We start from the raw sequence: 25,000 nt of genomic DNA, 5'->3' as shown, positions 1-25,000 counted from the left end.
TCAATTAAAGCGAGGGTTGAGGCATTAAACAATCAGCAAGAGACGGCACCTTGCCTTTACCCGTTTGTTGGGAATGACAATAACCATCAACGTGATGGTATACCGTTTCGACTGATGGATTACATCGAGCTAGTCGATTGGACAGCACGCCAATACCGAGAAGGGAAAGCGAGCTTAAGTGAAGAGACGCCAGCGATATTGCAAAGACTTAATATCAATCAAGTAAACTGGCTTGAGACTTGTACTCAGTTGGAGAGGCTACGCTGCACTACAGTAGGTTGTACCCAAAGCGCAATGATGGCCAAACAGCTGATGAAACGAAAGCGACTCAATTTACTTCGGTTGGATAGCTAAGCGATTAGCCAACCATTAAATCTCTAGTAAGAAACCCACACGAAACCAAAAATGTTTTTGGTGAATCACTCGTTACTCAAAAAAGCCTCAATAGACTCATTCACGCCAACAGTGGCTCACAGAACGCCACACTCTCGCCTAACTGGGCAAACTGATACCGATTTCACCGATAGATTATGGCTGGAGCATAAGTATCTTTTAATAGTGCCTGTCCTTTTACATTTTTTACATTTTTTACGCCAAAGGTTCCATTCATGCGGGTTGTCGATTTTTGTTGGCATTCTTTAGGTAATGGTGTGTGTCCCCTTAGCTTTACTCAAAAAAGCCTCAGGTAATGGTGTGTGTCCCCTTAGCTGCCCGCTTAGCTCTTTGTGTGTGTCCCCTTAGCTTCGTAATGGTGTGTGTCCCCTTGAGGTACCAAACCATTAAATCTCTAGTAAGAAACCCACACGAAACCAAAAATGTTTTTGGTGAATCACTCGTTACTCAAAAAAGCCTCAATAGACTCATTCACGCCAACAGTGGCTCACAGAACGCCACACTCTCGCCTAACTGGGCAAACTGATACCGATTTCACCGATAGATTATGGCTGGAGCATAAGTATCTTTTAATAGTGCCTGTCCTTTTACATTATTTTACGCCAAAGGTTCCATTCATGCGGGTTGTCGATTTTTGTTGGCATTCTTTGAGGTAATGGTGTGTGTCCCCTTAGCTTTTGCTTAGCTTTCTAACTTTGTTTTAACTCTGTTACTCATCATCTTTCTGATCCACACGAGTGACCAGCAGTTGGTCTACTTTATAGTCATCAATGTCAACGACTTCAAATTTGTAGCCTGAGAAGGTGACCGAGTCGGTACGACGAGGAATTTTTTTCAGCATAAACATCATAAAACCAGCGATGGTTTCGTAGTTTTGAGAGTGTGGTAATTCGTCAATTTGCAGCGTGCGCATCACATCGGTGATAGGCGTTACACCATCAACCAGCCAAGAGTACTCATCGCGAGCGACAATTTGCTCTTCACCTTCGGCCAACACCCAGCTACCCATTACTGCGCTTTGTAAATCATTAAACGTCACGACGCCAAGCACCAGCGCGTATTCGTTCATTACCACAGAGAAGTCGACGCGATTGGTTTTAAAGTAATCCAATGCTTCGGACAAGCTCAACGTATCAGGGATGATAGGGCAGGTTTGCACCACGCTGCTGCTTTTTAAGTCCAAAGTTTGCTCGTTAATAAGGCGAATCAACAGCTCGGTTGAATTGACGAAGCCCTTAATCGCATCAAGTTGTCCATCACAAACAAGGAACTTGTGATGTGGGTTGTCGGCGATTTTACGTTTGAGCATACTTTCATCGTCATCAAGAGAGAGAAAAGCGATGTTTTCGCGTGGCGTCATGGCTGAAGTAACAGGAATGGATTGCATCTGGAACACGCTTTCCATCATCTGTTGCTCATTGGTATCGAGTACACCCGCTTCTGCGCCTGCATCCATAACCGCGTAAATATCATCACTGGTGATGTCGTCATTACGCTCCGCGGGAACGCGCAACAAGCGAAAAATCAGTGTCGCCAATCCGTTAAAGACCAATACAATAGGCTTGAGGATGAGAATGCACACCAATAGCGGTTTTACTAGGGTTAAAGCAACGGTTTCTGGCATGGCCATAGCGATACGTTTAGGCATCAGATCGGCAAATAAAATAAACAGGCTGGTAACTAAGGTAAAAGAGAGTACAAAGCTGGTCTGTGCGATCCACGCAGCAGGGACCCAACTGCTCAGCATGGCAGCGATATAGGGAGTAAACGCTGATTCACCAACGATGCCGCCCATGATGGCAACAGCATTCAAGCCAATTTGCACCACGGTAAAAAAGTTACCTGGGTGCGTTTGTAGCCCTAGGATCAAAGTGGCTCGATGATCGCCATCGTCCGCAAGTTGGCGCAAGCGAATTTTACGCGCTGCGGCCAAAGAGATTTCTGACATCGAAAAAAAACAGCTGATTAAGATCAGCGCCATAATAATGGAGAGGTTTTCAAGTAGACTCATGGAGGCTATCCGAATAGAAAGGTTGCGCCATTCTAGCCACAACTGACTACGAGATTGAGAAAACTTCCACGAATTCATTTTGTCGTGACGATAGGCAACTCAGTGTGTTATCCACTTAGATTTATCCAGCAGCAGTTAATGCTGGTGGAGCGCGAAAACCCCGTATTAAAACGCTTGTTTGGATTCAATGGCTCGGCCGTCTATGATCGAAACTGTGACCAAATCGGGTAATGAGAATCTGGTTCTAAATTTTGAGGCGATGCTGATGATCACAAAAGTGCAATGGAGGCAATTTACTTACAATGATTTCCAAAATGGAAATATGTATTCAACTTAGTTTCAATAGTGGACATTTAACCAATTGAGATAAAATCCTTAAAAACAATAAGGATTTGCTAACATGTCAGATAGCTATAATGAGTTCCAAACACGTATCTACAACATAGTCACAGATGCGACTCTTTCCCCTAAACAGAAAAACCAGTTTCTCGCGCTTGAGGCCGAAGCGAGTTTGCCTTATATGGAAATCTCGCAGCAAGTAAGAGATGCAATGAAAGAGGGAGCATTGTGTGACATGTTTGAAGGGCATGCTCCATTCAAACCTCGCTATGTACTGCCTGATTACGCCAAGTTCCTCCAACAAGGTTCACAATATCTAGAGCTAGAACCTGCAAGCGACTTTGATGATGCGCTAAACCTACTCACTATTGTTTATCATCATGTGCCTTCAGTAACCAATATTCCCGTTTATCTTGGTCAGTTGGACGATGTGTTGTTGCCGTACGTTGGTGATCTAGACCCACTGCAAGTGTACACAAAGCTAAAACGCTTCTGGATAATGTTAGATAGAACGTTGCCAGATGCCTTTATGCACGTAAATATTGGCCCAACAGACAATCTCATCTGTCGTACGCTCTTGCAGATTGACGCGGAGCTCAAACAGATCGCGCCAAACCTCACTTTCATGTATGACCCTGAAGTGACGCCGGACGACCTTCTAAGACAAGCGACAAGTAATATCTGTGAGTGCAGTAAGCCACATATTGCGAACTATCCGATTCATGCTGCTGCGTACGGCGATAAGCAATTTGGTATCGTTAGCTGCTATAACTCGCTACCACTCGCCGGTGGTTCTAATACCTTGGTGCGAATGAACTTGAAACAAGTTGCTACTCAGGCAGCTAACCGTGAAGATTTTCTGACTCAAGTACTGCCTCGCTATAGCCAACTTATGGTTGAGTTAATGGATGCACGTAGCAGTCATCTACATGAAAAATCTAACTTTTTCAGTGGATTTCTCACTACTGAAGGTTTGATTCACGAAGATCGTTTTGCACCTATGTTCGGTATCTATGGCATGGCAGAAGCGGTTACCATCCTGTTAGAAAAAGAGGGGATGGTTGCAAAGTATGGCCATGACCAAAGTGCAAATGATCTTGCTGTAGAGATTTCCGCCACACTTGCACACTTGGTCAATAGCTTACCAGTCAAATATGGTCTTGAAGGGAAAGCATTGTTGCACGCTCAAGGTGGTATTAGTCTTGATCATCAGGTCACGCCAGGCGTTCGAATCCCTTACGGAACAGAGCCAGATCCAGTTAGCTATGTTCAAGCGACGGCACGACAACATCAATACTACACATCAGGTATCAGTGATATTTTGACCATTGATGAAACGGTAAAATCCAATCCAGAGGCGATGTTCAACCTGTGTAAAGGGGCATTAAATCTGGGTTATAGAGAGTTTACCGCGAACGTAGCATCAAACGATCTGGTTCGTGTGACGGGATATATGGTCAAACTGTCGGACATCAATAAATTCGCACAGAAGGGCTCGCGAACAAACACCACCTTTTTAGGCGCTGAAGCGGCAAAGAACACTGGCATTCTAGATAGAGCTCCGCGTATTGTCAGCATGGAAACAACACCGACCTATTAATGAGATGTTCTAACATATGGATGAGAAACACGCTCTTATCAGCCGTATCTTGAATTTTTCTTGTGTAGATGGACCGGGCAATCGCCTGGTCATCTTTGTGCAAGGATGTAACTTCAACTGCAAAAACTGTCACAATCCGCATACCATCAATCACTGCAACCATTGCGGCGATTGCGTGTCGGGCTGCCCAACTCAAGCTCTCTCTTTTGATCAGGGTAACAAGGTGGTGTGGGATGAATCATTATGCACACAATGCGATCACTGTATTGATGTGTGTCCCCATAAGTCGAGCCCCAAAATTCACAGTTACAGCGTCACTGAGGTGGTTGAATTAATCAAGCAGCAGCGTTATTTCATTAGCGGCATTACGGTATCGGGAGGAGAGGCGACTCTACAACTTCCCTTTATTGCACAGCTGTTTGAGCGGGTGAAATCGGATCCTGAGCTGACGCATCTGACGTGCTTTATTGATAGTAATGGTTACCTCAATGAATCGGGGTGGCAGCGTGTGGAGCCTTGGTTGGATGGGGTGATGATCGACCTAAAAGCTTGGCAGCATGAGACTTATCAGTGGCTAGTCGGTCGGTCAAATCACAGGGTGATTGCATCGATAAAGTATCTAGCCAGGATCGGAAAACTATACGAACTACGGTTACTGCACATACCCGGTAAAAGCGACCTAGATAGCCAGTTGAATGATGTCACTAGGCTGATTAACGCGCTGCCGGATGACGTCGTTATCCGTCTCAACGCTTTTCAGCATCACGGTGTAGTTGGCGAAGCGCTCAGTTGGGAGAAATGTTCTCAATCAGAGATGACTCGCTTTCATCAACGGCTAGCGGGCAAGATTACTCAGTCGATTACACTGCCGACGGTTTATACCTAATCCCCACTGATTAGCTGGCTATGGAGCCAATTTAACGCTGGATCATTTAAGCTTGCTTGATTCCAAACTAGGCTATAAGCCACTTTGCCGTATTCGAAGGGTAGAGGTTTACTCACTAAGCTCTGCGCTTGTAGGGCTTTTTCAGCCCACATTTTTGAGCATGTCAGTAGGTAGTCTGTATGGTGGCACAACACGGCGGCGGCACCAAAATCAGCGACTGAAACGGCGATTTTCCGTGAGCCGTGTTGCTGAGTAAGATTCTGTTCAAAATAGGGCTCAGATAAGTCTTTATCCAATATACCGATATGCTGATAAGCGAGGTAACCATCAATAGAGAGCGATTTGTCAGCGAGAGGGTGATCGGCGCTCATCAAACAGACCATCTCATCCGAGGCGATTTGCTGCCACATCAATTCTCTACTGCGAGTCGGCGGCTGACTGGTGTCGTGCGGTAGAATCATGAAATCCACTTGGCCACGGTTAAGCGCTTCAAAGCTAAGCTGCTCTTTGGCGAAGACATGGATACCATGTGTGCGTATTAACTGGCGGGAAATTTGGGCAATTTTAGCGGCAAATAACTCAAAGGTACTTTCGCGCATTGAGAGCGACAGTGTCCCTTCAAACTCTTGTGGCTGAAACTCTCCCTGATGAAGAATTCCGTTCATGCTGGAGAGAATTTTATGGATCTCAACGGCAATGCTTAACGCGAATGGGGTAGGAACTAAATGACCACCGTCACGGTAGAAAAGGTCATCGTTCAGCTGCGTTCTTAATTGGCTTAATGTTTTGCTTACGCTCGACGGGGTGACACAAAGAACATGTGCAGCGCTAGTGACGCTGTGTGTGCTGAGAAGAACATGCAAAACCGTAAGGTGTTTTAAGCTGATGCGGGAGAGCGCGATGTAGTCCATTTTATTACCGTTACTGACGCGAGTGGCTAGTTATAACGTTTAATGACGCCAATTGATAGGGAAGTAAGCAAATCATGCACAATAGTATCAGTAAACTAAAATGTTAACAGGGAAGTACAGAGGAGATAGAGGCATGTTTAAAGGACTAAAGTGGTTAGTGATATTAGTGACACTGGTAAGTTTTAATCTTTTTGCCGAAGAAGAGGTTGAAAATGGCGATGATAACAATCGCACCAAAACACCTCCAGAACTGAGTGTGATGGACACAGACGGTGATGGCAAAGTGTCAGCAGAAGAATTTAACCAGTACCGTGGAACTCGAGATGATGATGAGGTGGAAGAAGAGGAATCTGAAGACGATGGTACTGATGGTAGAAACAAACTCAGTGCCTTTGCATCGTTTGATAAAGACAAGGATGGGTTCGTCACCCAAGAAGAGCTAAATGCTCACGCTAAGTACTCTAACCCAGGAAATGGGACGGGAACGCTGAAAGGCAGCGACGATGAGTCAGAACAAGCGAGCCCAACATCTGGTAAAGGAAAAAGTGGCGATAAGGGCAACCACAATAGTGGTAAAGATAAGGGTGGCAAAGATAAAGGCAGTAAAGATAAAGGTGACAAAGGCAAAGACAAATAGTGTTTGAGCTGTGATTAATAAGCCCCGCTCATTGCTGAGCGGGGCTTTTGCGTATGATGGCTTATCTAGTCGATCAGCCCGTAATCGCGAGAAAGGATATCGATGATTTCCTGCTTCGGATTGTCACTTAGTTTGATCTCTTGGCCAGTAATTTTAGCGGCAATGCTTAGATAAGTCGTTGAAATATCGATCAGTGATTCTAATGGTAACGCATTGTCACGAGCCAAAGCCTCACGTTCATCCATTCGCTCTTTGTTGAGCAAAATGTCTGGATCTGGGAAGTAATTAAGTAGGAATTGGCGGAAACCTTCTTTTGAGTTCTCGACGATTCGACCTTGATTGTACTCTTCCTCATCCCAAATTCGTGATGAATCGGGTGTACCAACTTCATCCATGTATATGAGCTTTTCGTTACCTGCTGCGTCAGTCACGTAGCCAAATTCGAATTTAGTGTCGACAAAAATCTGGTCGACTTCGGCAAGTGCATTGCTGATAACCACGAAACCTTCACGAAGTAATTTTTCGTAAAGTGCGATGTCTTCTGCTTTAGAGAAGTTAAAGGCAGCGAAGTTATCCTCGATATTTTTACGAGTAATATTAACATCGTCAGCTTCAGGTACACCTGAGATGCCTTTAAGAATGCCTTTTGTCGACGGTGTCATGAGCAACTCAGGAAGCGGCTTATCTTTCTCTAGCCCTTCTGGTAGTTGAATTCCACAGAATTCACGCTCGCCTTTTTCGTATGCACGCCACATTGAGCCAGTAATATATTGGCGACAGATCGCCTCAATCATGATTGGTTTGGCTTTTTGGACAATCCAAACAAATGGGTGCGGAATATCTAGAATATGGCTGTCAGCAAGCCCGTTGTCTTTAAACAACTTAAACCAGTGGTTGGAGATAGCGTTTAGAGCCGCTCCTTTACCAGGAACACCTTTTAATCCACCTTCAGCATGCCAGATACAATCAAAAGCAGAAATACGGTCACTGATCACCATGATAGCCAATGGTGCATCAGGGGCAACATCGTAGCCTTTCTCTTTAATAAGGCGTTTACTGTCTTCTTCCGTCAGCCAATAGACTGAACGGACTTTGCCACTGTGAACGGGTTTATCAGTACGAATTGGGAGATCATCGTTTACGGCAAGAACTTGATCAGCGAGACTCATTTCGACATTCCTATCTTTAGCAAGGTGGGCGACTGCCATTCGCGACAGCCGATATCCAACGCATCATACCAGAACTATTCTGTGCTGCCAGAGAAAAAGCAAACGTTTGCTTATTTTTTTATGTTGCAAGCAAAATGAGCTGAGATTAACAAAAAACAACCCCTCAGAGAGGGGCGATTGGCAGTGTTGATTAGTGAAATTGGTTCACTCTTCCTTCGACGAAGAAGACTTCACATTGATACTGACGAGCATGTTCACAAAGTAGGCTTTGCTCAACAGTAGAAAGATTGTTAGAGGCAACGACAGCACTGGCATTACCGGATTGGATCGCCTTAATGACGATTTCGAATTCAGACTGGGTCTGTGAAGGTTTCATCTGAATAATCTTTTTGCAGCTTACATGGCAAGAAGCGAACTGATCATAATTCGGGCGAGGGCACTCAGCAGTAAACAGAATCCATTGCTTTTGATTGGAAAGACCCGCTAGGCGATTTAACGTCGTGTCATCGATGTTCATCGGCTGAGTCGGTTGAGCAAGAACATTATATTTTGAAAACGCTGAAGTCTGAGTTTGTGCCTGAATCATAATCACTGTTCCTTTATACATGCTGTATGTGTATACAGTAGTTTTAATCCAAATAAGAAGCAAGCATTTTTGTGGGATTTTTATACGATAAAAACAAAGTCATAGAGGGTGGTTTTGGTTTATGTCTTTGATATTTAATGGTTTTGTTTGGTTTTTGGAATGCTTTTGGGCGTGAGAGCTAAAATGAAAATTGTGAGCTGACGCACTCACATAGCCAGTGTTATCCAGTGGTGGTGGATAACACTGTACAGGTTACTACTGAGGATTATGCGTGAGAAAGCGTTGAGGAAAGTCGCTAAAAATGGCGTCGAGCTTCGATAGATGACGCAATGATTTTGGATTGTTGACCGTATAGCTCCACACCTGAAACCCCTCCGCTTGGAGCCGATAAATCTTGCTGTTGTTAAGAAATTTATAGTTAACGTTGCAGCTAAAAGCAGAGACTTGCTTAAGTAAACGTTCCACCTTAGTCGTTACTCGATCACACAACACGGCGAGTCTGTACTCGGGAATAAGTTGGTGCAGACAACGCACAATGTCGTGGTTAAAGCTCGATAGGACAATGTCTTCAGTTGTGGCTTGGCTGCTGCCTAGCTCTTTAGCGAGGAGCTGACAAACTAGCATTGGATCGTGACGATCGATTTTGACCTCTAAATTAAGTTTTAGCTTGTTCTCTACAGCTAAATTGAGCAGTTCATTGAGTGTCATAATTGTCTGGTTGGCAAACTTGCGGTCGAACCAACGACCAAAATCAAATTGTTTGAGTTCATCCAACGTATAGCGATCAACGCGGCCACGACCGTTACTGCAACGGTTGATGGTGTGGTCATGACAGACAACTAGCTGGTTATCTTTGGTTGGTTGAATATCGACTTCTACCCATTTCAAACCTAGCGCGATGGCGGCTTCAATACTGCAACGTGTATTTTCAGGGAAATGTCCGGCGACACCTCGGTGTCCAACAATGATCATATCGAATAATCCTCAAATAGTTCAGAGTGATAGCTTAGTATGAAGTGGTGAAGATGAGTAGATAATTAATAGCTTCTGTTCAATAAATCTGACACTATCAAAACGATAATAACGATAATAACGATAATAACGATAATAACGATAATAACGATAATAACGATAATAACGATAATAACGAGAAAGAGAACTTGAATTTGAACGCTGAAAATAAAGCTGGCTGGATACTATTTGCAACAACAGCACTCGCAGGGCTGGGGTGGATTTTTTCCAAAGAGACGATTCAAGGTTTGCCGCCTTTTGGGTTCGTTGGCTTGCGTTTTCTCGTCGCGTCGGTTTGCTTACTTCCTCTATGTGTTAAGCGTTTTCGCCAATTGACGCTTGCTCTTATTGGGCAGGCGGTTGGAGGAGGGGTGATACTGTCTTTCGCGTTGCTGAGTTGGGTCTATGCGATTTCAATCAGTGAGACATTGGGCGAAGGGGCGTTTATCGTCAGCCTATCGATGATTATTGTCCCTATTATTGCTTGGGTTCTTTACCAAGATAGACCGAAACGAGCATTTTGGATTTCTATGCCTATAGCAGTAGCTGGCTTGGCGATGTTGTCGTTAACCAATGGTTGGAATAGCTCTGCGGGTCAGCTTTGGTTTTTGGCCAATGCGTGTTTACTTGCTCTGCATTTCAACGTTAACAGTCAGCTCGCCCGCAAGGTGCCAGTGTTGTTGCTGACCTGTATCCAGCTATTTGTTACTGGCGTGATTGCACTGCTTATGTCGATGATGTTCGAAACTTTCCCTGAAAGTGTGGACGCTTCCATTTGGGGATGGTTTGCACTGAGCGCCTTGTTAGCAACCAGTTTGAGATACGTGATGCAAACTTTAGGTCAGAAAGGTTGTAATCCAGCCAACGCGGCGTTGATCATGCTCTTTGAGCCAATCTGGACTGTGGTTCTCAGTATTGTTTGGTATGGTGAGCAGTTGTCTGGCAATAAGTTGATCGGTTGTGGGCTGATCTTGGTGTCGCTGATATTCTATCGCACAGATGGGCGGCTATTTAAGAGACGTGTCTAGTCTTTACGCGATATTTAGATTAAACATCTGATATTTATTTCATAGGTAAAATTAAATTAGCATCATTGATGAAATTGTTAGTACAATCCAAAGTTATAGGACAGATCTAACAAGGAAAGATAAATGAAAATCGGTGTGATTGGTGCTGGTTCTGTAGGGGTAGGCGTATGTAACTACCTTCTGACACTAGGAAGTATCAGTGAGCTTGTACTGCTGGATAAAGACTTACAACGCGCAGAAGGCGAGGTCTTTGATTTTAGGCACACAGCCGCTTTGACGTTTTCAAAAAACACCCATTTAGTCCCGACGGATAACTATCTGACTCTCATTGGCGCTGATATCGTCGTGATTACCGCAGGTGCTCAGATCAAACAAGGACAAACACGTATCGATCTGGCTGAAATCAATACCCGCATTGGTGTTGAGATTGCCAAAGAAGTTGAACGCGTAGCGCCTAACGCGACTTTAATCGTGGTCAGTAATCCATGTGATGTCGTGGCTCACTTTATCGCCACCAATACCCATTTCGCGCGTTCTAAAGTGATCAGTAGTGGCTGTGTTATTGATACCGCCCGTTTGATGAGTATTGTCGGCAATCGTGTCAATCTCGATCCCAAGAACGTATTTGGCTATGTGCTGGGTGAGCATGGTAGCCACTGTTTTACACCCAAAAGTCTCATTTCTATCGCTGGTCAGCCCGCGGATTACTATTGTGATACCCACCATATTGAACGGATCTGTGCTGACGAACTGCTAGAGTCGGTCAAGCAGGCAGGGTATGAGATTTTCAAACGTAAGCAAAATACCACTCACGGTATCTCCGCCAGCGTATTTCGAATCATACAAGCGTTGATGATTGACGAACGCTCTGTCTTGCCTGTTGCTACCTTGCTCAAGGGAGAATATGGCCTGAAAGACGTCGTGCTGAGTTTGCCAACGGTGGTGGGTAAAAATGGTGCAGAAGCGATCTTGCAACATCCGTTTAGTGACGAAGAGATGGAGACACTCAAGCAGATTGCCCAGCAAGTGAATACCGTCGTAGAGCAGGTGGCTAAGATGACTGGCTTATCAACCAGCAAAGCACACTGAGTCAAGGGCATTGATATGAGAGCGCGGTGTGAATTCCGCGCTTTTGTGTTTGTATCGCTCAAATTTGTTGGTCAAAGGCATCTGTGACGTCACATATTAGAGCTAATACTCTTTGCAATAGTGATAAGCCTGATAAGTTGAATGTAAATGCAATGTTAAATGTTTAGCGGCTATGAAGATCCATGCTTTAGATGGCTATATCCAAAAAATTTATCTGGTGGAGTATGAAAAAAAGCTGATGTTACTAGATGGTGCATCAAGAGCTGATATTTCGTATCTCAAACATTTTATTACTCATGAGTTGCAACGCCCGTTTAGTGATCTAGCCGCAGTGGTAGTGACACACATGCACCCAGACCATGCGGGCGCAGCGCATAAGCTACGATCGATTACAGGGTGTAAGATAGTGTCGGCAAAACGAGATCATCATTGGTATGGCGGGGTGAGCGGATTTGCAATGCATTTGACCGATATTATGCTGGCGCGTTGGGTTGCGCGACGTAAAAACAAACCGCGGAGAAATTTGTGGTATTCACGAAAGCTGATCGCTGATATTGAGCTTTCAGATGGTGAAATGATTCCTGGCTTTGAAGATTGGACCGTGCTCGAAACACCGGGGCACACCGATAGAGACCTTTCGCTGCATCACCAAGAGAAAGGAATTTTGTATGTCGCCGATCTGATGGTCGAAGTCAAAAAACATCTTATCTCACCGTTTCCCGTCTTCCATCCAAATAAATATCGGGCTTCGATTAAGCGTATCTACAATCTCCAGCCGAAAGTATTGCTGGTTGCGCATGGAGGGCAGGTCGAATTTACTGAGCCTGTCTATCAGCACTTGCTGAGTACGGCACCGAGAACGCCAACGACTCATTGGCGCACCACCAAAATTAAGCTTAGGAGCCTATTCTCGTCAGTCTTGAACCTTGGTTGACGTTAGATCCGACTATTCGCACAGCACTTCGCAACTAAGTGCCATTGTCTTCAATATGGCCTTAGTTTAGAATGCGAACCCTTTTCAATTGTACTGCTATTCTCATGTCGCGAATTTTAGTTGTCGATGATGATATCGAACTGTGTCACTTGCTGTCTGATGTTCTGGAAGCTGAAGGTTACCTCGTTGAATGCGTCCACTGCGGTGAGAGCGCACTTAAATACCTAGAAAAGAAGGCCGTAGATCTGGTTTTACTTGATGTCATGCTGCCTAAACTTAATGGTATGCAAGTTGCGCGAAAAATCTGCCAGCGCTTTGCGACTCCTATCCTAATGCTGACGGCTCTCAATGATGAAGAATCGATACTTGATGGCTATCAGTCTGGCGCGGATCAATATATCGCTAAGCCTTTCAAGGTTCCTGAATTACTGACTCGGATCAAAGCGATATTTCGACGTGTCGGTCTAGAGAAACAAAGACAAGCCAATAGTTGCGAGTCTCAAGGTTCGTTTGATTCTTCTCAGTTGCCTTTGACCTGCACCGAGGCTGATTTACTCGGTTATCTGATAAAGAATGAAGGTGTGGTTGTGTCTAAAGCAGAGTTACAGATCCAAGTGCTGAAAAAAGAACTCAGCCCATACGATCGAAATTTAGACATGCACATCAGCAACTTGAGACGTAAGTTTGTGGAAGCCGGACTCTCCAAACAACATATAAAGACGGTGAGAGGCAAAGGATATAGCTTCAACGCCAACGTAGGCTAATGACCATGTATCGATTTAGTTTACGCAACAGTTTTGCCCAGCGAAAAGACAGCTTGGTGTTCCAGTTGTTTAGCCATATGGCGGCAGTCATGGTGTCGATACTCCTGTTGCAAGTTATTGCTGAGCAGGCATTAGTTAAAGCGGTGCTCAAGGTGCCGGTGCCAATCAAGCAACATATTTTACAATTGGCTCATCAGGCCAATGTTCTGATCGAAGAAGGGGATATGGATGAACTGGCCGACTGGGCCAACGCACAACCTTATTACCTCTTTGTTCTCGATCGGGACAATCAGCCGCTGTCTCACCGTCAGATGCATCCACACTTCGAATTTAAACTGCGCTTCTTGCGAGAGTTAGATGGCCCCTTAAACGATACGGTGAGTAAGCCATTGATTGGATTGGGCCTTGATGGTGGCAACACCTTAGTCGTGCAATTGCCAAGTGAAATGCACCCAGCACATCGTTTTCTTGTTTATCTGGCGGTAAGTAAAGTGGTGATCGTCATTACCATGCTCTCGTTGTTTTCGCTGATTTTGGCTAATCAACTGAAAAGACCGTTGGACCGATTGCGCGAGTCGAGTCGTCGACTTGCGTCCGGTGATTTTAATATCAGTGTTGTGAGCGAATTGCGCTCCAACACGCGCGAGTTTAATGACTTAGCTCGTGATTTCGACGATATGACCAAAGAGATCCATGCTTTAGCCCAGCGTCAACGCAACTTGATAAGAGACGTCTCTCATGAACTGCGCACACCATTAGCCAGACAGAATCTCGCACTCCATCTACTTCGAGCAAAATCATCAGATTCACACCGCCCTTTGATTGAACGATTGGAACGAGAAGTGGATCAAATGGACGTCTTGGTAGCCGAGATTTTAGAGTACAGTCGATTGGAAAACTCTCGCTATGAAGCGAGTTATAAGCCTGTCTGCCTCGAAAGTTTGATTTCAAGTCAGGTTGAGCAAAGCCGTCTCCAACTCAGGCAGCATCAAACGATGACGGTCGATTATGGTGCGAATCTTCCTATGATCGTGACGGATCAGCGCTTGGTACTCCGATGCCTTAATAACCTGCTGACCAACAGCATTAAGTATGCTGGTGATAGCGCCGAAATAAGGGTAAGCGTAGACACTAAATCAACGAACTTAGGTTATGTGGTGGTAGAGGTTTGTGACAACGGGCCAGGCATACCTCAAAGTCACATTAAGGAGATATTCAGACCGTTTACACGCTTGGAGTCCTCGCGCAACAAGCAGCAGGGTGGGTATGGTTTGGGGCTGGCGATTGTCAAAGAGGCAGTGAGTCTGCTTAATGGTAAGGTGATCGCATCCAACCGAGCGACTGGCGGACTGAGTGTTCAGCTCATTTTGCCCATTAGACGTTAATACGACGACGAATCACGCGAAGCGAATGTCATGTGGCATTCGCTTTTGTGCTTTATGGGCAGGGGATTGACGATGAAATGTACGCCTATTGCAAAGATTGTAAATTTAATGCAAATGATATTGGTTATTACTTATATTTCGCTCCGTTGAAAATGATGAGGCAGAGCTGCTGTGCTCTGCACAAGCTACGGAGAAGAAAATGTTCACTAAAAGTCGCTTAGCACTGGTTATTGGTACGGTATTGGCGGTACCTGGAGTTTACGCGCACAGTGTTGATACCGATGAACACATGGTGGTTCAAGGGCGTGATTACGGTTATCAGGCAGAGACGAATTCTACCTCTATGCGTATGGAAGTGAGTCAGCTAGAAACTCCGGGGCAGGTTGCCGTGATAGGCGAACAGCTTATTGAAGAACAGCGAGCAAGCACTTTGGGAGAGGTTCTAAAGAATGATGCCAGTGTGAGTGCTGGTGGAACAGGCCGTAACCGTGAACGTTTTTCGTTACGTGGTTTTGAAGTTGAAAGCTCATCTGGCTTCCTACGTGATGGTCATCAACATTGGTCTCATTATCGCCAACCTGTCGAGTTACTAGAGCGAGTCGAAGTGGTGAAAGGGCCATCGGGTTTGTTGTACGGTGTCTCTGCCCCTGGCGGCTTGATCAATATGGTCACGAAAAAGCCGACTTATGAGACGCAAGTAAACGTTAGCCAGGATATCGGATCGAACAATCATTCTCGTACGATGGTTGATGTTAGCGGTGCGCTTAACGAGGCAGAGACATTGCGCGCTCGCACGGTGTTGGCGAAAGAAAGTGCGGGTTCGTGGAGAACTTACTCAGACGGTTCCAAACCACAAACTGACCGATTAGTCGCGGGGCTGTTTGTTGATTATGACATTAATGATGACGTCACACTGTCACTTAATTACGACAAAACTAATGATAAAGGCAGTGTTGATTCTGGTGCTCTCTACACTCTAGATGGTCAGCCTGTCAGAGGAAAAGAATTGATATGGGACGCACAGTGGTCTCAAATCGAAAATGATGTAGAGAATATTGGTTTCAACATTGATGCACACCTTTCTGCTGTCTGGTCTGTTAACACGGGCTTTAACTATCAGGACATGGAGCGAACGGATATTGAAAGCTATCCAGACTTCTCTGATTTAGACAGTAACGGTACGGTAGGGCATGGTGGTAACAATCGCCATGATAAGTGGCGTTACAGAACAGGTCATTTCGATCTGATTGGTCATCTTGAATTGGCGGGCATGAGCCATCAGCTACTAATTGGCTCGAACTGGTTGGGATACAGCTATGACCGCAATCAGAAAGGCTTCACGACTCAAGATGTTGCACCTGGCGAAAGCGTGGGAGTACCGACACAAAGCGGTCGAAATGTAGTGAGTCATTCCAGCTACGACACTTGGGGCTTTTATGCACAAGACCTGATGACGTTAAACGAGCAGTGGCAGTTACTTGCAGGCGTTCGTTTTGATCGTAAGGTTGCGGATGGCGTTGCTGAAGAGAATATCTCGCCTAAGTTTGCTGTTATCTATCATCCCGCAGACAACGGCAGTGTTTACGCTTCATATGCCGAAAGCTTTGAACCACAAGGCGCGGTGGCAAGTGGTCGCCGCACTTACACCAACGATGGCGCTCTTTTAGACGCAGCAACGGGTGTCTCTTATGAAGTGGGTACTAAGTGGGAATTACTCGATAAGCGTCTATATCTATCTGGCGCGCTATTTGATATCACGCAACAGAATGTTGCTATGGATGTCGAAGATACTATCAATGCTGGCAACTACATCAAAACTCAAGACGGTGAACAGCAACACCGCGGCGCTGAATTGACGGCGCAGGGTATGGTAACAGAGCGAGTGTCACTGTTTGGTTCTGCCATGTATTTGGATGCTGAAATCAGTCAGCACGAGACCTATGCAGGTAACAAACCAAAAGATGTCCCTGAGTTTGCCGCGAGTTTATGGTCTAGCTATGCTGCTACTAACGAGCTAGATGTGAATTTGGGTATTATCTATCAAGGCGCTCGATATGGTGATGATGCCAATACTTTTAAGAAAGAGGGGTATACTCGAGTCGATATGGGGCTTGCCTACACCTATAAGTATGATGCAAACCTTGATATGGTGGCTCGTCTTAGCGTAGAAAACCTGTTTGACACCGATTATTTGGCCGGAGGTGGTGCAACCTCATCGAGCCATAACTACGCGGAAGATGTAGTGATTGGAGAAGGTCGAAACTATATGGCAACACTGCAAATTAAATACTAATCACAGTTGAGTAAAATTCTGTGAACGAATCAGGGAGAGGGTATTACCTTTCCCTATTCCTGTTTAAGTGTAGTGATCATTGCAATTTTGCTTAATGACGCTACTATGAGCATCACCCTAAATGAGATTGCTTCTCAATTATATAATGACATCAGTAAAAACAGACGTTATGAATTCAGTTACGATAAGTTTGGCACTTAGTCTTACCCTCGCAGCAACAAGTACATTGGCTAGCGGTTTAGATACCGCGCAAGGCATTCAAAGCAAGACTAATTCGGCTTCTGCCAGCAGCCAAAAACGCATTGATAGCAGTGCTGAAAAAACACTGTTGCTTAAGGCAGAGATTGAGCAGTTGCAAGAAGAGGTCAAGAACCTCGAAGTCTATCGTCAGCATTTGACATCTTTGGTCAATAGCCAGCAACAAGAGGCAAGTAGCTTAGAGCGCCAGATTGAAGAAATTAAGGCGACACGTCAGGGGATTGTACCTTTGATGTATCAGATGATTGATGGACTGAAACAGATTGTCGCTCAAGATGTCCCAATTAAGTTAGATCAACGCAATGAGCGTCTCGCTAAGCTTGACTCTATGATGACCCGAGCGGATGTCAGTGATGCTGAGAAGTATCGTCGTATTCTGGAAGCTTATCAAATCGAGATGGACTACGGAACAAAGCTAGGGCTTTATCAGGGGCAAGTGATTATCGATGGCGAAAAACGTCAGGCAGATGTGCTCTATGTTGGTCGTGTGTCTCTTGTTGCACGCAGCCTGAATGGCAAAAAATTCTGGTCTTGGAATCAAAATGACTCGAAGTGGTATGAAGTAGACGCTTCCCTAAAATCTCAACTAGATAGCGCGTTTAGTATGGCGGCGAAACAGGTTGCGCCAAGTTTGATCACTTTGCCGGTATCACTGAAAGTTGCGGAGGCGAAGCAATGAGATTCCCAGCCCTAATAACTTTGCTGACCTTAACGGCTTTGCCAATCTATTCTTCGGCGAGTGATTTAGTCTCCGCCGCGAAGAATGAAGCGAAAGTTCAGCAACAGCACAATCAATTACGTGAATCTGGCTTTAAACAAACCGAGCAAGAACTGGCGCAGTTAAAGCAACAACTTTCAAAGCAGAAACAGGCTCTGCAAGCGCAAAACGACCAGTTAGCCGCTGATTTCAGTCGAAATGAACAGCAGTTAGCAGAATTGGAAGAGAAACTGCGTCTAGAAACAGGTAGCTTGGGCGAGGTGTTTGGTGTCGTGCGACAAAATGCCAAACAACTGCAATCGGAGTTATTTCAATCGGTCACTGGCGCAGGCGCGCAGACGCATACCGAGGCAGTGAATGAGATCGTCGCTGCAATGCAGCTCCCTTCCTTACCGCAGTTGACTGAACTGTGGCTCGCGTTTAGTGAGCAGGTTGATGCTAGCCGAGAGATCGAATCGACGCTTGTCGCCTTTATCGACGGTGAAGGGATATCTCAGCAAACACAGGCGCTGCGCTTAGGAGCTTTTGGACTTGTTGGTCAGCAAGGCTACCTCAACTGGAACGGCAGTAAGCAGGTTGCGACAGCGTATATTCAACAACCGGAAAATGGTCCAACGCTAGATACGTTAGCAAACTTGAATAAAGGTCTACCGACAGCGCTAGTCATAGATCCTTCCCGTGGCATGATGCTAGAGCAACTCGCATTGACCCCAAGTCTTATGGACAGACTTCAAGCGGGCGGTGCCGTGGGTAAAGTGATTCTCGGCTTGCTTGCTATTGGTTTGTTGATTGCTTTGGTTCGTGGTGTAAGTTTGTCTGTTGCTCGCCAAAAAATTCGAATTCAGTTTAAAAATCCTAACATGCCCACGGATAACCCACTTGGTCGTGTGTTGGCGGTTTATGGAAATGGCAAACACAAGACTGTTGAAGCTTTAGAGTTACGCTTGCTAGAAGCGGTGGTTGATGAACAGGCCAGTTTAGAGAAAGGCCTCTCAATGCTTAAATTGCTGGCGGCGTTGGCACCCATGCTCGGTCTATTAGGCACGGTGACAGGTATGATTGAAACCTTCCAAGTGATTACACAATTCGGCAATGGTGATCCAAAAGTAATGGCTGGCGGAATATCAATGGCATTGGTAACGACAGTGCTAGGCCTCATCGCTGCCATGCCGTTGTTGTTGGCACACAATATTTTGAGTGCTCAAGCGGAAGCCATCCGTAACATTCTTGAGAAGCAAGGGATCGCTTTAGTGGCCGAGCAGGCGGAACAGGATAATGTCGTGGTTGACGACAAGTTGGGGAATGCAGCGTAATGGACGCGCTATTTGCTCTATTGTCGGAGTTGATCATGACGCAATCTTGGCTAAGTGCTCTGCAACAATTTATGCAGCAGGGTGGCCAAGTGCTTTGGTGGTTAGCCTCAGTGGTGTTATTGAGCTGGATTTTACTGATAGAGCGTGTGGTGTTTTTGTGGTTTCAGTTTCCCACGTTAAAAAAACAGTGGGTGGCTAAATGGCAATTGAGAACCGACCACGACTCTTGGTATGCGCGGTCTATCCGTGATGGTTGGCTATCTGAAGCGCATCGTCAGCTCCACCAACACCTAAATATCATCAAGGTGCTGGTGGCGATTTGCCCAATGTTGGGGTTGTTAGGCACCGTAACAGGAATGATTTCAGTATTTGATGTCATGGCCAATCAGGGCAGCAGTAATCCCAAATTGATGGCGTCTGGTATTTCACTAGCGACCTTGCCAACGATGGCGGGTATGGTTGCGGCTTTAACTGGCATGTTTGCTTACGCCCGTTTACAAAAAGCGTGTCACATGAACGAAATTAAATTAGAAAAATCATTAAGGAGTCAACGATGAGACTCGGTCGACGTCAACAGAGACAAGAAGAAGCGCAGGTCGATCTGACATCAATGCTTGATATTGTATTTATCATGTTGATCTTCTTTATCGTTACCAGTTCATTTGTACGAGAATCAGGTGTAGAGGTCAATCGACCGACGGCATCAAACGTGGTGAGTCAGAAAGAAGTGGGGATCTTTGTCGCTATTACCTCGGCCAACGATATATATATCGACAAACGTGTTGTTGATGTAGAGCGAGTGCAGGCGACGCTTGAACACTTGATGTTGGACAAGCCGGACGCGTCATTGGTTATTCAGGCTGACGAACACGCGTACAGTGGTACCGTGGTTAAGGTCATGGATGCAGCCAAGAGCGCAGGTGTACGCAATATCGCATTAGCAGCGGAGAAGATCTAGTGATGCGATTGCTATTAGCGATACCGCTTGCGTTCGCCTGTGTGCTCGCGATATTCAGCGTGATGGCACTGATGGTAGACAGTGGTCAACGATCTGTCCCCGACACAAGCCAATCGCTCAGTTTTAACATGATCATGTTGGAGAATGAGCAAGACGTGCAGAGACGTCAACGCAGGGTCCCAGAACCGCCTAAAGCACCGCAGGTGCCGCAGCATATGCCGACTTCTCAAGCGAATGCCGAACAGACTCAATTATCTCCGGTTTCTCAACCTTCACTAGGTCTCAGTACTGCGATCGAAGGATTGGCGATTCGCGCCCCGAGTTTTGGCGATTTTGGGGTCAATCAACAGGCGATGCCACTCTATCGAGTTGAGCCTAGATATCCAAGCCAGGCGGCAAAGCGCCGCATTGAAGGTTATGTTGTGATTAAATTTACCATTGACCCAACAGGTAGACCGACGGATTTAGAGGTGCTAGATGCTAAGCCCAAGCGCACCTTTGAGCGAGAAGCTATCGCAGCACTCAAAAAATGGAAGTATCAGCCGAAGATTGTCGATGGCAAAGCCTTATCGCAATTCGGTCAGACGGCTACAGTGGAGTTTAAAATAGCGCCATGATTAGACATCTATTCGTCGTTTTTCTTGTGTTGTTTTCCGTGATGGGAACCGCCCAAGAGTTGAGTCAATATAGTGCGATTCGTGTACAAAAGGCGCACCAGTTGGCGCAAAATGACCAGCTCAAAGAGGCGATTAACGAACTTCAGCAGATCGACTCATCAAGAGCTTATGACCAAGCATTTATCGCTCGTATGCAGGGTGTTTTTTTATGGCAGGATGGTCAAGTGGATGCCGCGATTGGGCAGTTAACCAAGGCGGTAATGAGTGGACTGCTACAAGATGAACAGGCTTGGACGACCCAGAAAATGCTGGCAGATCTGCATCTTAGCCAGCAAAACTATCAACTGGCTCTCAAGCATTACTATTCGTTGGTTAAATCCGCTGCCGAGAAAACACCAATAGAAGATGTGTGGCTACGTATTGCTCAGTCTCATTATCAACTTGAACAGTGGAATAAGGTAATTCCGGCAGCGAATCACTATCTGAAGGCATCGGCCAGTGACCGAATTCAGCCATTATCACTCATTTTGGGCGCACAATTGCAGTTAAAACAGTGGTCACAGGCGATTCCAACGCTAAAACAGTTGATTGCTTTGCAACCTGAGAAGCTTAATTGGTGGCGACAGTTAGCGAGCTTGCAGATGCGGGTAGGGCAAGACAAAGAGGCTCTGGATACGCTCTCTCTGGCCAAGCTGAATCAGCTTGCATTAACGCAAAATGATCGCCGTATTCTCGCCCAGCTCTACGCTAAACGAGGTGTACCGGAGCGTGCAGCGTTGGAAATTAGTGAGCTCGAAAACGCATCTAGTGACGTAAAACTGTTGGTGGAACAGGCCGTCTATTGGCAATCGGCAAAGGAATGGAGCAAAGCGATAGAGGTGTGGAGGCAGGCCGCGCAGTTAGATAAAGACTATCATTGGAATGTTGCCCAGTTAATGGTACAGCAGGGACACTATCAACAAGCTCTGCCAGTACTAAACAAAGTCGAGGGGCACAAAGAACAAGTCGCGTTGGCTAAGACGCGTGTACTGTTCAAGTTAAATCGAGTCGAAGATGCCCTTATTGAGGCAAAACGCGCTGAGCAGATAGAGCCTTCATCGCAGGCGAAAAGTTGGATTCGATACCTCACTCAGGTGAGAAAAATGGCGGATTCGCCTTCGAGTTAAAGCAAACAAAAAAGGGAAGCGCAATGCTTCCCTTTTCCTTATCAACGAATGAGGCTATTTGTTGTTGGAGCAGACAAACTCAGCACGCCACAATAAGCGTTCGGACTGTTTCAAATTGGTCAATAGCTCCTGCCCAGACATTTGTGGATAAGCATGCATCACCGTCACATCCTCGCCTTGATCTGACTTTTGGTAAGCCCTGACATGAGTAAACGTGCTCGCTAGGTTGTTGGAGAGCATACTTCTTGATAAACAAATGCCGAAAATATCCCTTTTCATCGCCTTTTCCTCTGTCATACCTTCAGCCAAAATAGTTGTAGTATTTATGTGAAATTTGGCTGCCCAAACTAACGTTTTGCACAATGGCTGTGCTCAACAATTATACGAAAAATCTGACTGCATTGCGTAAAAAATGACCATGAATATTCATGATCTAGATCAAATATCATACCGATTTCATATTTAAAAATGCCTAACAACCCCAAGGCAAACGTTTTCTTTATGCGGCTTGGTGGCTTTATAACCACTGTCAATATTTTATCTTTGTGGGCTTCACATATTACTCATCCTCCAATCGTTGGCTTGTTATCCGAATGTTATCCTTTAGGTGGAAAAAGGAGTATTTATGAAATGGAGTAGCATCAGTTTTCGTAAACGAATGCTGATTATTATGACGCTATCTGGCTTAATCGAGTTGCTGTTACTCGTTGCAGCTGGCTTTGTCTATATTAAGCATGCCCAAGAAGATGAGATGGGGCAGAAAGCGTTGGGAATTGCTTCATTTCTTGCCGAATCTCCTTACGTAATTGAAATGATCGAAAATGGCCCAGACGAAGAAAGTCAGGAACGCTATCGAACGCTGACGACCTTAATTGGTGCTGCTTTTATTGTTGTCGGTAACAACGAGGGTGTCCGTTTAGTGCATCCGTTGGATGAGCGAATTGGTAAACCAATGAAAGGCGGGGATAACGATCGAGCTCTGATCGATGGACAATCTTACGTTTCGATCGCTAAAGGCTCGCTTGGTTATTCCGTCCGAGGAAAGTCGGCAGTATTCAATGCGCAAGGGCAAATCATCGGTGTCGTCTCAGTCGGTTATCTAATCGACAGACTACAAGACCGAATAGAACCGTTTTTGATCTACCTGATCCTGATGGCATTTGCTGTTGTTGGCGCCAATGCGATTGTTTCGAGCTATGCGTCACGTCGCTTTCAGCGTGCGATTTTAGGCTTTGAGCCCGAAGAAATTGGGCGGTTGTATGTTGAGCTTGATGTCACTCTCGAAACCCTTAAAGAGGGAATTCTAACCATTGATGATCAGGGCAAGTTGCGGTCTATCAATAAGAGTGCGTGCCAAATATTAGGCCTCAGCAAAGAGCAGTCGCTTAACCAACCATTAAGTGAAGTACTCCCAGACAGTGACTTGCAAACCGTGTTGCAAACAGCTCGTACAGACCATGATATTAACCTCTACCTCAACAAGCAGCGTTTGATTGCCAACCGAAGTCCCATCATTGTTGATGGCAAAGTGGTGGGGGCGGTGTCGAGTTTTCGCTTGAGAGACGACCTGACCGAATTGACTGAGCAATTGGCTAAGACCAAAGAGTATGCAGAAATGTTGCGCTCTCAGACTCATGAGCATCGAAATAAGCTCAATACGATTAGCGGCATGGTTCAGATGGGAGAGCTGGAAGCGGTGCAATATTTGATCGGTCAGGAAACTGAGCACTATCAAGCATTGATCGAGTTTTTGCGAGAAACAGTCAAAGAGCCTCTGATTGCGGGTATGTTATTAGGCAAAACTGAACGTGCAAGAGAGCTTGGTCTGCGTTTAGTGGTTGAAGAAGGCTCTCGTCTCGAACCTTTACCGAAACGAATTAACCCAGAAGATCTGGTCACGATTCTTGGTAATTTAATCGACAATGCATTCGATGCGACGCGTGAAGCGATAACGAAAGAGACCTTATTTGCCCCCCACCGACGTACGATTGAAGTCTCAATTAGTGACTTTGGTAATGAAGTGATTTTAGAAGTAATCGATCAAGGATGTGGGTTGCCTGAAAACATGAGTGTAGAATCATTGGTAAGACGGGGCGTCTCGAGTAAAGATAAGGCAACACGAGGAGTGGGCTTATATCTCATCAATGAACTCGCAATTCGTTATCACGGCGAGTTGGAAATGGTCAACAATAAGCAACATGGAGCAAGGATCACGGTGTACCTACCTAAGGAAGAACAGATATGACCTCAGTAACGCGAGTAATGATCATTGAAGACGATCTCGCGATAGCGCAACTCCATCAACGCTACTTAGAGCAGATGGATGGCTATGAAGTAATTGGCATTGCGACGACAAAGCGAGAAGCGGGTCTTCAGTTAGAGGTATTAGCGCCTGACTTATTGTTGTTAGATGTTTACCTTCCCGACGGTACTGGGTTAGAGATTTTACATGAACTGCGCAGCAATCATTTAAGTTGTGATGTCATTCTGATTACCGCTGCACGCGACGTTGAAACGCTGCAACAGGCGATGCGTGGGGGCGTGGTCGACTACTTGCTCAAACCGGTCGTATTTCCGAGACTTGAAGTGGCACTCAAGAAATACATTTCGCAGAAGCATCAGTTGAATCACGCAAGTGACTTGGACCAAAACATCGTGGATAAGATGCTCCAATCGACACCTTCCAACGAGTCGCCTAAGAATCGTTTACCCAAGGGGATTGATGGGGTAACGCTCGAAAAAATCAAAACGCTATTTGTTGAACATGTTCATCTTACTGCGGATGAAGCTGGGGAACAGATTGGTGCGAGTCGCACCACTGCGAGACGCTATTTGGAGTACCTGATTAGTACAGGTGAACTAGAGGCGGATCTCAACTATGGTTCAGTTGGTCGACCAGAGCGCACCTACAAAAAAGCCAATTAGAGGCTCTAC

At 45.6% G+C, this 25,000-nt stretch carries 23 protein-coding genes and 1 pseudogene; 18 read left to right on the top strand and 6 right to left on the bottom strand.

All coding sequences use genetic code 11. The features are described 5' to 3' along the window. Positions 1–354: pseudogene (locus ACQEXT_RS19555) on the top strand (transposase); the annotation flags it as partial. A 748-nt stretch (positions 355–1,102) separates the two neighbouring features. On the opposite strand, the gene ACQEXT_RS19550 reads toward ACQEXT_RS19555, so the two are convergent. After that, positions 1,103–2,404: a hemolysin family protein gene (locus ACQEXT_RS19550; RefSeq protein WP_426953264.1), complete on the bottom strand. Its 1,302-nt coding sequence runs from the start codon at positions 2,402–2,404 to the stop codon at positions 1,103–1,105. 400 nt (positions 2,405–2,804) lie between these two features. Here ACQEXT_RS19550 and ACQEXT_RS19545 point away from each other — a divergent pair, with 400 nt between their 5' ends. After that, positions 2,805–4,343 carry a YjjI family glycine radical enzyme gene (locus ACQEXT_RS19545; protein WP_426953263.1) on the top strand — a complete coding sequence of 513 codons (1,539 nt, stop codon included), beginning with the start codon at positions 2,805–2,807 and terminating at the stop codon, positions 4,341–4,343. Between the two features lie 16 nt (positions 4,344–4,359). Further along, positions 4,360–5,229, top strand: coding sequence for a YjjW family glycine radical enzyme activase (locus ACQEXT_RS19540; protein WP_426953262.1), 870 nt, complete (start codon positions 4,360–4,362; stop codon positions 5,227–5,229). On the opposite strand, the gene ACQEXT_RS19535 is transcribed toward ACQEXT_RS19540, so the two are convergent. Continuing rightward, positions 5,226–6,140: a LysR family transcriptional regulator gene (locus tag ACQEXT_RS19535; protein ID WP_426953261.1), complete on the bottom strand. Its 915-nt coding sequence runs from the start codon at positions 6,138–6,140 to the stop codon at positions 5,226–5,228. The genes ACQEXT_RS19540 and ACQEXT_RS19535 overlap by 4 nt on opposite strands. Positions 6,141–6,273: 133 nt before the next feature. Between ACQEXT_RS19535 and ACQEXT_RS19530 the strand changes: the two genes are divergently transcribed. After that, positions 6,274–6,777, top strand: a complete 504-nt coding sequence (locus ACQEXT_RS19530) for a hypothetical protein (RefSeq protein WP_426953260.1) — start codon at positions 6,274–6,276, stop codon at positions 6,775–6,777. A gap of 65 nt (positions 6,778–6,842) precedes the next feature. On the opposite strand, the gene ACQEXT_RS19525 is transcribed toward ACQEXT_RS19530, so the two are convergent. From ACQEXT_RS19525 to ACQEXT_RS19515, 3 genes are all read right to left on the bottom strand, one after another. Further along, a complete protein-coding gene (locus tag ACQEXT_RS19525; RefSeq protein WP_426953259.1) occupies positions 6,843–7,946 on the bottom strand; it encodes a phosphoribosylaminoimidazolesuccinocarboxamide synthase in 1,104 nt (367 codons plus the stop codon). A 190-nt stretch (positions 7,947–8,136) separates the two neighbouring features. Beyond that, positions 8,137–8,532: a SulA-like leucine-rich domain-containing protein gene (locus ACQEXT_RS19520; RefSeq protein WP_138970890.1), complete on the bottom strand. Its 396-nt coding sequence runs from the start codon at positions 8,530–8,532 to the stop codon at positions 8,137–8,139. Positions 8,533–8,787: 255 nt separating this feature from the next. Further along, positions 8,788–9,504 (bottom strand): glycerophosphodiester phosphodiesterase family protein, encoded by a 717-nt coding sequence (locus ACQEXT_RS19515; protein ID WP_138970891.1) that lies wholly within the window; start codon positions 9,502–9,504, stop codon positions 8,788–8,790. Positions 9,505–9,698: 194 nt separating this feature from the next. On the opposite strand from ACQEXT_RS19515, the gene ACQEXT_RS19510 reads away from it, so the two are divergent. The 12 genes from ACQEXT_RS19510 (at position 9,699) to ACQEXT_RS19455 (ending at position 22,066) form a co-directional block, all read left to right on the top strand. After that, positions 9,699–10,571 carry a DMT family transporter gene (locus ACQEXT_RS19510; protein WP_138970892.1) on the top strand — a complete coding sequence of 291 codons (873 nt, stop codon included), beginning with the start codon at positions 9,699–9,701 and terminating at the stop codon, positions 10,569–10,571. Positions 10,572–10,694: 123 nt separating this feature from the next. Beyond that, a complete protein-coding gene (locus tag ACQEXT_RS19505) occupies positions 10,695–11,660 on the top strand; it encodes a lactate/malate family dehydrogenase (protein WP_426953258.1) in 966 nt (321 codons plus the stop codon). A gap of 172 nt (positions 11,661–11,832) precedes the next feature. Continuing rightward, positions 11,833–12,594, top strand: a complete 762-nt coding sequence (locus ACQEXT_RS19500; protein ID WP_331426549.1) for an MBL fold metallo-hydrolase — start codon at positions 11,833–11,835, stop codon at positions 12,592–12,594. Between the two features lie 104 nt (positions 12,595–12,698). Then, positions 12,699–13,358, top strand: coding sequence for a response regulator transcription factor (locus ACQEXT_RS19495; RefSeq protein WP_426953257.1), 660 nt, complete (start codon positions 12,699–12,701; stop codon positions 13,356–13,358). Positions 13,359–13,363: 5 nt separating this feature from the next. Beyond that, positions 13,364–14,743 carry a histidine kinase sensor domain-containing protein gene (locus ACQEXT_RS19490; RefSeq protein WP_426953256.1) on the top strand — a complete coding sequence of 460 codons (1,380 nt, stop codon included), beginning with the start codon at positions 13,364–13,366 and terminating at the stop codon, positions 14,741–14,743. 199 nt (positions 14,744–14,942) lie between these two features. After that, complete coding sequence (locus ACQEXT_RS19485) at positions 14,943–17,036, top strand: TonB-dependent siderophore receptor (RefSeq protein WP_426953255.1); 2,094 nt, start codon at positions 14,943–14,945, stop codon at positions 17,034–17,036. 169 nt (positions 17,037–17,205) lie between these two features. Next, positions 17,206–17,973, top strand: a complete 768-nt coding sequence (locus ACQEXT_RS19480) for a DUF3450 domain-containing protein (protein WP_138970898.1) — start codon at positions 17,206–17,208, stop codon at positions 17,971–17,973. Further along, positions 17,970–19,325, top strand: a complete 1,356-nt coding sequence (locus ACQEXT_RS19475) for a MotA/TolQ/ExbB proton channel family protein (RefSeq protein ID WP_426953254.1) — start codon at positions 17,970–17,972, stop codon at positions 19,323–19,325. The genes ACQEXT_RS19480 and ACQEXT_RS19475 overlap by 4 nt, the downstream gene beginning before the upstream one ends. Beyond that, positions 19,325–19,882 (top strand): MotA/TolQ/ExbB proton channel family protein, encoded by a 558-nt coding sequence (locus ACQEXT_RS19470; protein ID WP_426953253.1) that lies wholly within the window; start codon positions 19,325–19,327, stop codon positions 19,880–19,882. Before ACQEXT_RS19475 ends, ACQEXT_RS19470 begins: the two co-directional genes overlap by 1 nt. Then, the gene (locus tag ACQEXT_RS19465) at positions 19,879–20,283 is read left to right on the top strand and encodes an ExbD/TolR family protein (protein ID WP_138970901.1); all 405 of its coding nucleotides are present in this window, start codon (positions 19,879–19,881) and stop codon (positions 20,281–20,283) included. Before ACQEXT_RS19470 ends, ACQEXT_RS19465 begins: the two co-directional genes overlap by 4 nt. Beyond that, positions 20,283–20,900 carry an energy transducer TonB gene (locus ACQEXT_RS19460; protein ID WP_426953252.1) on the top strand — a complete coding sequence of 206 codons (618 nt, stop codon included), beginning with the start codon at positions 20,283–20,285 and terminating at the stop codon, positions 20,898–20,900. The genes ACQEXT_RS19465 and ACQEXT_RS19460 overlap by 1 nt, the downstream gene beginning before the upstream one ends. Next, entirely contained in the window at positions 20,897–22,066 is a 1,170-nt protein-coding gene (locus tag ACQEXT_RS19455) for a tetratricopeptide repeat protein (protein ID WP_426953251.1), read from the top strand. The genes ACQEXT_RS19460 and ACQEXT_RS19455 overlap by 4 nt, the downstream gene beginning before the upstream one ends. Positions 22,067–22,120: 54 nt before the next feature. Here the strand turns inward: ACQEXT_RS19455 and ACQEXT_RS19450 are convergent, their stop codons facing one another. Next, a complete protein-coding gene (locus ACQEXT_RS19450; protein WP_138970904.1) occupies positions 22,121–22,345 on the bottom strand; it encodes a hypothetical protein in 225 nt (74 codons plus the stop codon). 346 nt (positions 22,346–22,691) lie between these two features. Between ACQEXT_RS19450 and ACQEXT_RS19445 the strand changes: the two genes are divergently transcribed. After that, positions 22,692–24,311, top strand: coding sequence for an ATP-binding protein (locus tag ACQEXT_RS19445; protein ID WP_426953250.1), 1,620 nt, complete (start codon positions 22,692–22,694; stop codon positions 24,309–24,311). Further along, positions 24,308–24,991 (top strand): response regulator, encoded by a 684-nt coding sequence (locus ACQEXT_RS19440; RefSeq protein ID WP_138970906.1) that lies wholly within the window; start codon positions 24,308–24,310, stop codon positions 24,989–24,991. Before ACQEXT_RS19445 ends, ACQEXT_RS19440 begins: the two co-directional genes overlap by 4 nt. Positions 24,992–25,000 lie beyond the last annotated feature (9 nt).

This window comes from Vibrio sp. TRT 29B02, assembly GCF_050113655.1.
In the GTDB taxonomy this organism is placed as follows: domain Bacteria; phylum Pseudomonadota; class Gammaproteobacteria; order Enterobacterales; family Vibrionaceae; genus Vibrio.
This window is presented reverse-complemented; position numbering and strand designations above follow the sequence as displayed.